We start from the raw sequence: 13,066 nt of genomic DNA on the forward strand, positions 1-13,066 counted from the left end.
CAATGACGCCGGAACTTATCACTAGCCTGACGCTGCTGGCGCCCGAACTCCTCCTTGCGGTCGGAGCGATGGTGCTGCTCATGATCGGCGTCTATGCCGGCGAGCGGTCCTACGGCGTGGTCAACGGCCTGGCAGTGCTTCTGCTGGTGGCCGCGGGCGGCTGGATGCTGCTTGCGCCGGTCGATGGCCAGGCCTTCGGCGGCGCTTTCATCGTCGATCCCTTCGCGCGCTTCATGAAGATGCTGACGCTGGTCGGCGCCGCGGTCACGCTCGTGATGTCGGCCGGCTTCGCGCGCGAGCAGAAGTTCGACAAGTTCGAGTATCCGGTGCTCATCGTGCTCGCGACCGTCGGCATGCTGCTGATGGTTTCGGCCAACGACATGATCGCCCTCTATCTCGGGCTAGAACTGCAGTCGCTGTCGCTCTACGTCGTCGCCGCGATCAATCGCGACAACCTCCGCTCCACCGAGGCGGGGCTGAAGTACTTCGTGCTGGGCGCGCTGTCGTCGGGCATGCTGCTCTACGGCATCAGCCTCGTCTACGGCTACACCGGCAATACCGGCTTCGACGCGATCGCGGCAGCCTTGGGCGAGGGAGAGCGCCAGCTCGGCCTGGTCTTCGGCCTGGTCTTCGTGCTTGCCGGCCTGTCCTTCAAGATTTCCGCCGTGCCGTTCCATATGTGGACGCCCGACGTCTACGAGGGTGCGCCGACGCCGGTGACCGCGTTCTTCGCGGCGGCGCCGAAGATGGCGGCCATGGCGCTGACCGTGCGCGCCGTGATGGGTGCCTTCGAACCTCTCGCGACGGACTGGCAGCAGATCGTGACGTTCGTCGCCATCGCGTCAATGGCGCTCGGCTCGTTCGCGGCGATCGGCCAGAAGAACATCAAGCGCCTGATGGCCTATTCCTCGATCGGCCATGTCGGCTTCGCGCTGGTCGGGCTCGCCGCCAACAGCCAGGAAGGCGTGCGCGGCGTCGCCATCTACATGCTGATCTACCTGGCGATGACGCTCGGCACCTTCGCATTCATCCTCGCCATGCGGCGCAAGGAAGGCAATGTCGAGCAGATCGGCGACCTGGCCGGCCTGGCCAGCAGCAATCCGGTGATGGCGACCATCCTGACGATCCTGATGTTCTCGCTCGCCGGCATTCCGCCGCTCGCCGGTTTCTGGGCGAAGTGGTACGTCTTCCTGGCGGCCATCAATGCCGGGCTCTATCCGCTCGCGGTGATCGGCGTTCTGACGTCGGTGATCGGCGCGTACTACTATCTGCGCATCATCAAGATCATGTGGTTCGACGAGTCGGTCGGCGGCTTCCTGCCGATGGCCGGGACGCTGCGCGTCGTGCTCGGTGTCTCAGGCGCGTTCGTGCTGCTCTACATGCTGGTCGCGCCGCCGGTCGAGGGCTATGCCGAAGCCGCTGCCCGGAGCTTCTTCTGATCGATGACGTTCTCACTCGCTCCGACGGCAATCGCGGCAGGTTACCGGCTCGAAGCGCATGACAGTGTCGGCTCGACCAACGCGATCGCGCTGGAACGGGCCGCCAACGAGGATCGCGGCAGGCTCTGGGTCGTCTCGAAGCGCCAGGAAAGCGGTCGCGGCAGGCGGGGACGCGCCTGGGCGACGCCCGAAGGTAATCTCGCCGCGACGCTGCTGCTGGTCGAAGACTACAACCTGAAGCTCGCGGCGACGCTGGGCTTCGTGGCCGGTCTTGCCCTTGCGGATGCGCTCGCCGCAGTCGTCCCCAACCGCATCGCGGTTGCGGTCGATGGCGGCGGCGGTCGCGGCGACCGGTTCGAACTGAAGTGGCCGAACGACGTGCTCGCCAATGGCGCTAAGCTCGCGGGCATCCTGCTCGAAAGCTCGCTGCGGCCAGGCAACCGCGTGGCTCTGGCGATCGGCATCGGCGTCAACGTCGTGGCTCACCCCGAGGATGTTCCGTACCCGGCGACGTCGCTGCGGGCGCTCGGCTTCCCCGGCGATGCCGAGACGTTGTTTCTCGCCCTTTCCGACGCCTGGGCGGAAAACGTCCGCATCTGGAACGGTGGCGCGGGCATGGCCGACATCCGGCAACGCTGGCTGGATCGTGCCGCCGGGCTAGGCTCGGAAGTGGCGGTGCGTGTCGATGGCAACGTCGTGCGCGGCGTCTTCGAGACCATCGACGAGGACTGCCGTTTCGTGATCCGGGCGAACGGCGACATCATCAAGATCGCCGCGGGCGATGTGCATTTCGGAGCGGTCGCGTCCGCAGGCGCCGCGTAGGCAGGCAGGAGAGGCGACATGGTGAAATACTCCGGACCTGAATTCGTCTTCGTGCCGCTGGGGGGCGTCGGCGAAATCGGCATGAATTTCGCGCTCTACGGGTTCGGCCCGCCGAACAAGCGGGAGTGGATCGTCGTCGATTGCGGCGTCACTTTCCCCGATGCGACGCTGCCGGGCGTCGACCTCGTCCTGCCCGACATCCGCTTCATCGAAGAGAATGTGCAGAACCTGCGCGGCATCGTCATCACCCATGCCCACGAGGACCACTACGGCGCCCTGCACGAACTTTGGCCGCGCCTCAAGGCGCCGGTCTGGATGACGCCCTTTGCGGCCGGCCTTCTCGAGGCAAAGCGGCAGGGCGAGGCCGATGCGCCAAAGATCCCGGTTACCGTCTATCGAGCCGGCGACACTTTCGAGGTCGGCCCGTTCAAGATCGAGGCGATCGCCGTCACCCATTCCATCCCCGAGCCGCTGTCGCTGGCGATCACGACGCCGCTCGGCACCGTGATCCATACCGGCGACTGGAAGCTCGACCCGGCGCCGGAGATCGGTCCGCTGACCGACGAGGCGCGTTTCCGCGCACTCGGGGACGCCGGCGTCCTGGCGCTGATCTGCGATTCCACCAATGCCATGCGCGAGGGCGAATCCCCGTCCGAGCAGGAGGTCGGCGTCGGACTGCGCGGCGTCATCGAAAAGGCGCCCGGCCGCGTCGCCGTCACCACCTTCTCGTCCAATGTCGGACGCGTCCGCTCGATCGCCGAGGCGGCGCGCGACGCCGGCCGCGAGGTGCTGGTTCTGGGCCGCTCGCTGAAGCGTATGATCAGCGTCGCGGGCGAACTCGGCTACATGGAGGGCATTCCTCCCTTCATCGCCGAGGAGGACTACGAATCGATCCCGCGCGCCAACCTGGTCATCATCTGCACGGGCAGCCAGGGCGAATCGCGGGCCGCGCTCGCCAAGCTTGCGCGCGACGAGATGAAGACCGTGGCGCTGACGCCGGGCGATACCGTGGTGTTTTCGTCCCGCACCATTCCCGGTAACGAGAAGGCCATCCTCGAGATCAAGAACCAGCTCATCGACCAGGGCGTGAAGATCATCGAGGACGGCGACGCGCTGGTGCACGTCTCCGGCCATCCGCGCCGCAGCGAACTGCGCAAGATGTACGAGTGGACGCGCCCGCGGATCGGCATCCCGGTCCACGGCGAAGCCGCGCATCTGGTCGCGCAGGGCGCCCTGATGTCGCAGTCGGGCATTTCCGAGGTCGCGCAGGTACGCAACGGCGACATGATCCGGCTCGCCCCGGGGGCGGCGGAGATCGTCGACAACGTGCCGTACGGGCGCATCTACAAGGACGGCAGGCTCGTCGGCGACGACGAAGCGATGGGCATCCGGGAGCGTCGCAAGCTTTCCTTCGCCGGCCACGTCGCGGTGAACGTCGTGCTCGACGAGCGCTACGAGATGGCGGGCGATCCTGACATAGTCGCAATCGGCGTCGCCAAGGTGAACGGTCAGGGCGAGGACATGGAAGGCCTGATGCTGCAGGCGGCGGTCGGGGCGTTCGACAGCATCCCGCGCCAGCGCCGCAAGGATCTCGACCTGGTGCAGGAGGCGGTGCGCCGCGCCGTGCGCGGTGCGGCAAATGAGGTCTGGGGCAAGAAGCCGCTGGTGACGGTGTTCGTTACACGCTAGGTGGTGCCGATGCTCGGACGCCTGAACCATGTCGCCATCGCTGTTCCGGATCTCGCGGCGGCGAGCGCGGTCTACCGCGACACGCTCGGCGCAACGGTGAGTGCGCCGCAGGCGTTGCCCGAACACGGCGTGACCGTCGTCTTCATCGACACCGGCAACAGCAAGATCGAGCTGCTCGAACCTTTGGGGCAGGGGTCGCCGATCGCGTCCTTCCTAGAGAAGAACCCGTCGGGCGGCATGCACCATGTCTGCTACGAGGTCGATGACATCCTTGCCGCGCGAGACCGGCTCAAGGCGTCGGGCGCATGCGTGCTCGGCGATGGCGAACCCAGGATCGGCGCGCATGGCAAGCCGGTGCTGTTCCTGCACCCCAAGGATTTCGCCGGCACACTCGTGGAGCTCGAACAGGCATGACCTGGATATCCGTCGCGGCGCTGTATTTCATCCTCTGGTGGGTCGTGCTCTTCGTCACGCTGCCGTTCGGCCTGAAGACACAGGACGACGACGACCATGTGACGCTCGGAACCGTCTCCAGCGCGCCGAAGGGGCCACACATGGTGCGCGCCTTCCTGCGCACGACCGTGATCTCGGCGGTGCTCCTGGCTGGCTTCTATCTCGTCACGAGAGGGCTTGGGCTGAGCTTCGACGACTTGCCGCGCATCGTACCCGAATTCAGAAGTGACCTCACTCAGTCCACTTCTGAATAGGTGATGCCAAGTTTCTGATTGCACAAAAAAAATGCAAGGCACGAGGCCTTGCAATTAAACGCGTCCGATCTGTTTCCGGTTTCCGGCGGCAGCGAGTTACCGCGCCTAGATCGCATCCTCCCAAGACTTTGACCGCGTAGGGAAGGCGGATTTTGCTCCGCCCTCTCGGTTATGCGGGGCACACTAGACCAAGCCCGGACAAATTGTCACGCGGAATTTTGGCTCTGGAACGTTGCAGATGTGCTGCAGTGCACAATCGCAAGGCACGGCGTGCCTCGCAAACGGACAGGGGTCCCGCGGCGGTCCTCGGGACGCTCCCGCGTTCGGGTTTCCATTCCGCCATGAAATGGCTATGAAGCGCATGCATGCGTCTCGCATGGCCGCCGATTCCGGCGCAGTCTTCATCGCCCATTTCACGGACACACAATGCGGCTGTCGCGCTACTTCCTGCCCATCCTCAAAGAGAATCCGCGCGAAGCCGAAATCGTCTCGCACCGCCTGATGCTGAGAGCCGGCATGATCCGCCAGCAGGGGCAGGGCTCGTTCACGATGCTGCCCCTCGGCAAGCGCGTGCTCGACAAGGTCTGCCAGATCATCCGCGAGGAGCAGAACCGCGCCGGCGCGCTCGAGATCCTGATGCCGACCATCCAGTCGGCGGAGCTCTGGCGCGAGAGCGGCCGCTACGACGACTACGGCAAGGAGATGCTGCGCATCAAGGACCGCCAGGAGCGCGACATGCTCTACGGCCCGACCAACGAGGAGATGGTGACGGACGTCTTCCGCACCTACGTGAAGTCCTACAAGGACCTGCCGCTCAACCTCTACCACATCCAGTGGAAGTTCCGCGACGAGGTGCGCCCGCGCTTCGGCGTCATGCGCGGCCGCGAGTTCCTGATGAAGGACGCCTATTCGTTCGACCTCGACTACGAGGGCGCAAAGGCGGCCTACAACCGCATGTTCGTGTCCTATCTCCGCACGTTTGCGCGCATGGGCCTGCAGGCGATCCCGATGCGCGCCGACACCGGGCCGATCGGCGGCGATCTCAGCCACGAATTCATCATCCTTGCCGAAACCGGTGAAAGCCAGGTGTTCTGCCACAAGGACTTTCTCGGCCTGCCGGTGCCCGGCGAAAGCACCGACTTCGACAACGATGCAGAGATCGGCGACATCGTGCAGGAGTGGACCACGCCCTACGCGGCGACCGACGAGATGCACGACGAGGCCGCCTGGGCGAACATCCCGGACGCCGACCGCCTGTCGGCGCGCGGCATCGAGGTCGGCCACATCTTCCACTTCGGCGAAAAGTACTCGAAGCCGATGAACGCCAAGGTGCAGGGGCCGGACGGCAAGGAGCACTTCGTGTCGATGGGCTCATACGGTATCGGCCCGACCCGGTTGATCGCCGCGATCATCGAGGCGAGCCACGACGAAAATGGCATCATCTGGCCGGAATCGGTCGCGCCCTTCGACGTCGCGCTGATCAACATGAAGCCGGGCGACGCCGAGTGCGACCGCATCTGCGACCAGCTCTATTCGACGCTTTCGGCCGCGGGCAAGGACGTACTTTACGACGACACGGACCAGCGTCCCGGCGGCAAGTTCGCCACCGCCGACCTGATCGGACTGCCCTGGCAGGTGATCGTCGGGCCGCGCGGCGCCGCCGCCGGCGAAGCCGAGGTCAAGAATCGCAGGACCGGCGAGCGCGAGACGCTGCCGGTCGGCGCCGTGCTTTCGCGGTTCGCCGCGCCATGAACGAAACGGCCGCAGCAAGGCCGGCCGGGGCCGGGCCGTTCTCGGTCTTCGAGCGCATGGTCGCCTGGCGCTACCTGCGCTCGCGGCGCAAGGAGACGGTGATCTCTGTGATCGCCTCCATCTCCTTCCTCGGGATCATGCTGGGCGTTGCGACACTCATCGTCGTCATGGCGGTGATGAACGGCTTCCGAGCCGAGCTTTTGAGCCGGATCCTCGGCATCAACGGCCATCTCGTCGTGCAACCGATCGACACGCCGCTGGAGGACTACGACGCGGTAGCGCAGCGCATCAACGGCGTGGCCGGCGTGAAGTTCGCGATCCCGCTGATCGACGGGCAGGTTCTCGCGTCGGGCAATGTGGGCGCCGGAACGGGCGCGCTGGTGCGCGGCGTCACCGGCGAGAACCTCGGCAAGCTCACGGTCGTCTCCACCAACATCAAGCACGGCTCGCTTGTCGGCTTCGATCAGTCGGAAGGCGTGGCGATCGGCCAGCGCATGGCCAACAATCTCGGCCTCGTTCTCGGCGATTCCATAACGCTCGTCTCGCCCGACGGCGACATCACGCCGATGGGCACGACGCCGCGCGTCAAGGCCTATCCGATCGTCGCGATTTTCGACGTCGGCATGTCGGAGTTCGATTCTTCCGTCATCTTCATGCCGTTCGAGGAAGCGCAGCTCTACTTCAACCTCGAGGGACGCGCGCAGACGATCGAGGTGTTCGTCGAGAATCCCGACGATGTCGACTCGCTGCGCCAGCTGGTGCAGATCGCCGCGGCCCGGCAGGTCTTCATCTCCGACTGGCGCGAGCGCAACGAGACCTTCTTCTCGGCGCTTCAGGTCGAGCGCAACGTGATGTTCATGATCCTGACGCTGATCGTGCTTGTCGCCGCGCTGAACATCATCTCGGGCCTCATCATGCTGGTGAAGGACAAGGGTCGCGACATCGCCATCCTGCGCACAATGGGCGCCACGCGCGGCGCGGTGATGCGCATCTTCCTGATGACCGGCGCGGCGATCGGCGTCACCGGCACGGTCGCGGGCGTCGTGCTCGGCGTCCTGCTCTGCCTGAACGTCGAGCGCATCCGCCAGTTCTTCTCGTGGATTTCCGGTACCGTCCTGTTCAATCCCGAGCTCTATTTCCTGAGCCAGCTGCCAGCGAAGATGGATGTCGGCGAAACGATCTCCGTCGTCCTGATGGCGCTCATCCTGTCTTTCCTCGCCACGCTCTTCCCGGCATGGCGGGCGGCGAAGCTCGACCCGGTCGAGGCCCTGAGGTACGAGTGAAAGCGGCCGTCATCGAACTGAAGAGCGTCGAACGCCACTACGTGCAGGGGCAGCGCAAGCTGACCATCCTGAGTGGGGCGGACTTTTCCCTCGTGCCCGGCGAGATGGTGGCGCTGGTGGCCCCGTCGGGCGCCGGCAAGTCGACGCTTCTGCACACGGCCGGCCTTCTCGAGCGACCGGACGGGGGCGACGTGATCCTCGGCGGTCGCGCCTGCGGGCGGCTATCGGACGACGAGCGTACGGCCATCCGCCGCAACGACATCGGCTTTGTCTACCAGTTCCATCACCTGCTGCCCGAGTTCTCCGCCCTGGAGAACATCATGATGCCGCAGATCATCAAGGGACTGCCCCAGGCCGAGGCCGCCAAGCGCGCCGAGCAGCTGCTCGACTACATGCAGATCGGCAAGCGTGCGCATCATCGCCCGGCCGAGCTGTCCGGCGGCGAGCAGCAGCGCGTCGCCATCGCCCGCGCCGTCGCCAACGCACCGCTGGTGCTGCTGGCCGACGAGCCTACCGGCAATCTCGACCCGCACACGGCCTCCTATGTGTTCGATGCCCTGGCGGCGCTGGTGAAGCAGTCCGGGCTCGCTGCCCTGATCGCCACGCACAATCACGAGCTCGCCCGCCGCATGGACCGCAGGGTCACGCTCTCCGAGGGCAAGGTCGTTTCGCTGTAAGCGAGACGACCGGCCCGGCTGGTCTTCGATAACACTCCCTTAACCCTTACGGCCGGGATGTCAGGAGCGTCTTCTCCGGTCGTTGACATATCGAACAAAAATGGAACAAACTGGAAACAGATAAAAAACAGGAGAGAGCCATGGCCGATCTGTTCCAGGACGTCGTTTCTCTGGTCTGCATGAGCATGTTCCTCGTTGCGACCGCAATGTGGATCGGCGCAATCTAGGCGCCTGCGAGCGGGTGCGGCCCCTGCCGGCTTCCGCCTGTCTACCGCTTCCGTCATTCGATCTTCGGCAAGGCCGACCGTTAAGCCTTTCTTCCGGCCGCAGGGCTAGGCTGGCCGAAATCGAATGTGAGCGCCTGTCCCGTCTCGTCCCGGGCCAGGCGCTCCTGCGGAGGTGAACCCGTGACGCCGATGCTGGCGGTCGTTCTCGTCGTGCTCAATCTCGGCCTGGTCTTCGTGCTGCTGGCGCTGCCGTTCGGGACGCGCACCGTCAGGCAGAGCAGGGTGATCGCGGCCGGCAGGCGCCGGCTTTGGGAGGCGCTGTGGCCTTTCGGGAAGCACGCGGACTGGTCGGGTGCCCGCATCGCTGCCGAGCCCTTCGGCGATGACGGGCTGACCCGCATCCGCCTAGGCTGGGAAGGTCGCGACGGCAAGCCGATCGAGCATGTCGTCAGGCTGGAGAACGTCGTCGAAGGCGAGCGCTTCTCGATGCGGGTCGTCGATGACAGTTCGCTGGAGACGGCGTTCTGGTCGCATTTTCGTGACGACGTCGAACTGGCCGGCGAGGACGGCGCTGTCCGGGTGACGCTGTCGCGCACCGACCGCTATCGCGGCGCCGCATTCCTGATCTTCCGCTACTTCGCGCTGCGCCGCGAACTAGGCAAGCTCCAGGTCTGGGCGCAGACCGGCCGCTACAGGGCCGGCGGCCTGTTCGAGCATCCGCTCAGCCAGTTCGGGCTTGCCTGCGTCTCGGTGCTCATCATGTGGCCGATCTTCGGTCTCACCGTAGGCGGCTTCGTGCTGGCTGCCGTGCTGACACTGGTCGTGGCGCTGCACGAACTCGGCCACATGGCAGCATTTCGCGTCGCCGGGCACCGGACGGCGCGGATGATCTTCGTTCCGCTGCTCGGCGGCATCGCCATCGGCGGCCGGCCCTACGACAGCCGCTTTGAGGTCGCCTTCGTCGCGCTGATGGGCGCCGGCTTTTCCGCGTTCATCGTGCCGCTGGCGATTGCGGCTTGCGATTTTTCGGCCTCCGAGGGCTGGCGCTTCGCGGCCAGCGTCTTCGCGACGCTTGCCGGCATAGCCGCGCTGTTCAACCTGGCCAATCTCGTGCCGGTCTGGAAATTCGACGGCGGCCAGGTGCTGCGCCAGATCTGTCCGGGACCGGTGTCGCTGGCGGTCGCGTCGTTTGTGCTGCTCTCGGCGGTGCTGGCACTCGGCTACATGGCCGGCTTCCCGGCGCACCTGCTGGTCGTTGCCGGAGCGATCTTCGCCGTGCTGAGCCTGATCACGGCCGGCAGCGGCGTCAGGCCGCGCCATGAACTGAAGGCGATGAGCGTTCCGGAGCGCGCCGCGCTTGCCGCCGCGCTCGTCGCGGTGATCACCGTGCATGCCGGCGGCATGCTCTGGGCCTCCGCCCGGCTCGACGACTGGCAAAGCTATGAAAGGCAGCGCCATGCAACGACGATCAGCGCGTCGTTGCTGCCCGAGCGCGGGATGACGGACAGCGAATAGGCGATCAGTCGCCGATCGCGACACCCTCCCGGCGCGGGTCGGCGCCGCCGACCAATCCGCCCGCGGAAATCGCGATGCCGTGCAGCCCCGAATTCAGGTCGCCGACCTTGGTCTTGTAGCCGAGCGCCTCGAGGTCGGGGGCGAACTGCTCGGCCTTCGTCCCGGCTTCCAGTTCGTAGGTGCCGAAGCGGTTGACCATGTGCGGCATCGAGACCGCCGCCTGCATGTCGAGCTTCCAGTCGACGAGGCCTATCAGCGTCGTCGCGACATAGGGGATGATGCTCGAGCCGCCGGGCGAGCCGAGCGCGTACACCGGCTTGCCGCCGCCCAGCACGATTGTCGGCGCCATGGACGAGCGCGGGCGCTTCTTCGGCTCGACGCGGTTGGCCACCGCCATGCCGGCCTTTTCCGGCGCAAACGAGAAATCGGTGAGCTGGTTGTTGAGGATGAAGCCGCCCGCCATCTGCCGCGAGCCGAACGCATTCTCGACGGAACTCGTCATCGAGGCGACGTTGCCCTGCGCATCGACGATCGTGAAGTGGGTCGTCGCCGGCATGTCGAAGACGAGGCCGTCCAGCCGCAGTTCCGCCTTGTCCCAGGGCGGCTCACCGGCCGTCACCAGATCGTCCGGCATGGCCGTCGGGCGGCGGATCAGGGCGGCGCGCGCCTCCAGGTAGTCCGGGTCAAGCATGCCCTTGGGCATCGACACGAAATCGCTGTCGGCGATGTAGCGTTCGCGGTCGGCGAAGGCGAGCCGGCTGGCGTCGCCGATGATGCGCCAGCTCTCGGGATCGTCGGGACCAAGCGTTGCGAGGTCGAACGGCTCGACCATGCCGAGGATCTGGCCGATCGTCAGCGCGCCGGAGGAGGGCGGTCCCATGCCGCAGACCGACAGACCGCGATAGGGCGCGCAGACCGCCGGCCTCTCCTTGACGTCGTAGTCGGCGAGGTCGGCGAGGCTGAGCCGACCGGGGTTGGTCGGGTGGCTGTTCACGGCGGCGACGATCTGCTCGGCGATCGCACCCTTGTAGAATGCGTCTGCGCCGCCCGCTGCGATGGCGCGCAGGCTCTCTGCGTATTCTGCGTTGCGCAGAACCGTGCCGGCCGCCAGTGGCGCCCCTGCCGTGTCATAAAAATACGCTCTGGTCGCAGGCTGCGTGTCGAGCCGGCCGGCATCGTCCTCGATCATCGCATGCAGGCGTGGCGAGACTGCGAAGCCCTTTTCGGCGAGATCGATCGCCGGCTGCAGGAGCGACGCCCAGGGCTGCTTGCCGTATCGGGCATGGACCGTTTCGAGCAAGCGCGGCACGCCGGGCACGCCGACAGAACGACCGCCGACGACCGCTTCGAAGAAGCCGAGAGGCTTGCCGTCGGCGCCGAGGAAAAGCTCGGGCGTCGCCGCTTCGGGCGCCGTCTCCCTGCCGTCGAACGTCGTCACCTGACCGGTCTGGGCGTCATACCATGTCAGGAACGCGCCGCCGCCCAGGCCGGAGGATTGCGGCTCCACCAGTCCGAGCACGACCTGCACGGCGACAACGGCGTCGGCTGCGCTGCCGCCGGCGCGCAGCACGTCGAGCCCGGCCTCGGCCGCGAGCGGGTTGGCCGCGGCGACCATCTGCGTCCTGGCGTGGACCGCCGGCTTTTCGGCGATTGCCGACGGCGCTTCGGGCGCAACGGCGTCCGTCGCCTGCTGCGCGAGCGCCGGCGTTGCGAGCGTTGCTGCCAGAAGCAGAGAACCGAATGCGCGTCGATAGCTCATCAGCCTGTCCTCCTTGCGTCTCCACCGGTTTCGGCCGCGTCGCCGAACACGTCGACAAATGCGCCTTTCAGCGCGAGGTCGAGATCGGCCATCGTAACCGGCAGGCCGAGATCGACAAGGCTCGTCACGCCATGGTCGGTGACGCCGCAGGGGACGATGCCCGAAAAATGCTGGAGGTCCGGCTCGACATTGATCGATACGCCGTGGAAGCTGACCCAGCGCCTTAGCCGTATGCCGATCGCGGCGATCTTGTCCTCCGCCGGCGAGCCGTCGGCCGCGGGGGGGCGATCGGGCCTGACGACCCACACGCCGACGCGGTCCTCGCGGCGCTCGCCCTTGACGTTGAAGCGGTCGAGCGTGCCGATGATCCACTGCTCGAGGGCCGCCACGAAGGCGCGCACGTCCTCGCGCCGGCGCTTGAGGTCAAGCATCACGTAGGCGACGCGCTGGCCGGGACCATGATAGGTGTATTCGCCGCCGCGTCCTGCCGCAAACACCGGGAAGCGGTCGGGCTCGACCAGGTCCTCGGGCCGCGCGCTGGTGCCGGCGGTATAGAGGGGCGGGTGTTCGACCAGCCACACCATCTCCGCCGCGCCGCCGGTCCGGATCGCGTCGGCCCGGGCGTCCATGAAGGCCAGCGCCTCGTCATAAGGCGTCAGCCCGGGCTCGATGCGCCATTCAACCGGGGCGGCGCCGGCCACAGGCTTGAAGGATACCGAAATCTGGCTGCGTTCGGGCATGCGGCCTCCGTTGCTGACGCATCATATGGCGACAAGCGGTGCCGAGGTCCAGACGGCCGGGCGTGCGCCCTGGGCCGCATTGGTTCGCGCCGCGCCAAGACCGGGCGATGAAAGCGGCTAGGGTGCGGCTCGCAACCGAAGGAGAATGAGTTGACCAAGACCACCGAGAAGAAGGCATACAAGAAACCGACGCTGATCGCCCGTGACAGGCTGAGCAAGGTGACCGCGACCGCGCAGTCCGCACCGGTCGTGGAAAGCTGACCTGCCGCATGGCGCAGGCTGGTCTGCCGCCCCGCGCGGCGGGCCTTTTCGCATTGCGATCGCCGTGGCGTCGGACGCGATGCCGCAAGCCCAACCCCGCACGAACCCATGGGCGTCTTCAACAGGCGCAGGGCCGGATCGTCGCCGCTCCGCCAGCAGACCGCGATCACTGCGGCGAAGGTGTTCGCCTGGGGC

The 13,066-nt window shown here is 66.4% G+C and carries 11 protein-coding genes; 9 read left to right on the plus strand and 2 right to left on the minus strand.

Annotated elements, in window-relative coordinates:
• Positions 1-2 precede the first annotated feature (2 nt).
• The 9 genes from nuoN to ABUE31_RS03765 all read left to right on the plus strand — a co-directional run bounded on the left by nuoN (position 3) and on the right by ABUE31_RS03765 (position 10,111).
• A complete protein-coding gene (gene nuoN, locus ABUE31_RS03725; RefSeq protein WP_367722142.1) occupies positions 3-1,439 on the plus strand; it encodes an NADH-quinone oxidoreductase subunit NuoN in 1,437 nt (478 codons plus the stop codon).
• Positions 1,440-1,442: 3 nt separating this feature from the next.
• Positions 1,443-2,261, plus strand: coding sequence for a biotin--[acetyl-CoA-carboxylase] ligase (locus ABUE31_RS03730; RefSeq protein ID WP_367722143.1), 819 nt, complete (start codon positions 1,443-1,445; stop codon positions 2,259-2,261).
• An 18-nt stretch (positions 2,262-2,279) separates the two neighbouring features.
• A complete protein-coding gene (locus ABUE31_RS03735) occupies positions 2,280-3,950 on the plus strand; it encodes a ribonuclease J (protein WP_367722144.1) in 1,671 nt (556 codons plus the stop codon).
• A 9-nt stretch (positions 3,951-3,959) separates the two neighbouring features.
• Positions 3,960-4,364 carry a methylmalonyl-CoA epimerase gene (gene mce, locus ABUE31_RS03740; protein WP_367722145.1) on the plus strand — a complete coding sequence of 135 codons (405 nt, stop codon included), beginning with the start codon at positions 3,960-3,962 and terminating at the stop codon, positions 4,362-4,364.
• Complete coding sequence (locus tag ABUE31_RS03745) at positions 4,361-4,657, plus strand: DUF1467 family protein (RefSeq protein WP_367722146.1); 297 nt, start codon at positions 4,361-4,363, stop codon at positions 4,655-4,657. Before mce ends, ABUE31_RS03745 begins: the two co-directional genes overlap by 4 nt.
• Positions 4,658-5,083: 426 nt before the next feature.
• Positions 5,084-6,409, plus strand: coding sequence for a proline--tRNA ligase (gene proS / locus ABUE31_RS03750; RefSeq protein ID WP_367722147.1), 1,326 nt, complete (start codon positions 5,084-5,086; stop codon positions 6,407-6,409).
• On the plus strand, positions 6,406-7,692 hold the full coding sequence (locus ABUE31_RS03755) for a lipoprotein-releasing ABC transporter permease subunit (RefSeq protein ID WP_367722148.1): 1,287 nt from the start codon (positions 6,406-6,408) through the stop codon (positions 7,690-7,692). Before proS ends, ABUE31_RS03755 begins: the two co-directional genes overlap by 4 nt.
• A complete protein-coding gene (locus ABUE31_RS03760) occupies positions 7,644-8,369 on the plus strand; it encodes an ABC transporter ATP-binding protein (protein WP_367722149.1) in 726 nt (241 codons plus the stop codon). The genes ABUE31_RS03755 and ABUE31_RS03760 overlap by 49 nt, the downstream gene beginning before the upstream one ends.
• A 416-nt stretch (positions 8,370-8,785) precedes the next feature.
• Positions 8,786-10,111, plus strand: coding sequence for a site-2 protease family protein (locus ABUE31_RS03765; RefSeq protein ID WP_367722522.1), 1,326 nt, complete (start codon positions 8,786-8,788; stop codon positions 10,109-10,111).
• A gap of 4 nt (positions 10,112-10,115) precedes the next feature.
• On the opposite strand, the gene ggt is transcribed toward ABUE31_RS03765, so the two are convergent.
• A complete protein-coding gene (gene ggt / locus ABUE31_RS03770) occupies positions 10,116-11,870 on the minus strand; it encodes a gamma-glutamyltransferase (RefSeq protein ID WP_367722150.1) in 1,755 nt (584 codons plus the stop codon).
• Entirely contained in the window at positions 11,870-12,610 is a 741-nt protein-coding gene (gene lipB, locus ABUE31_RS03775; RefSeq protein ID WP_367722151.1) for a lipoyl(octanoyl) transferase LipB, read from the minus strand. Before lipB ends, ggt begins: the two co-directional genes overlap by 1 nt.
• Positions 12,611-13,066 lie beyond the last annotated feature (456 nt).

The sequence above is a fragment of the Mesorhizobium marinum genome, assembly GCF_040813675.1.
Classification (GTDB): domain Bacteria; phylum Pseudomonadota; class Alphaproteobacteria; order Rhizobiales; family Rhizobiaceae; genus Mesorhizobium_K; species Mesorhizobium_K marinum.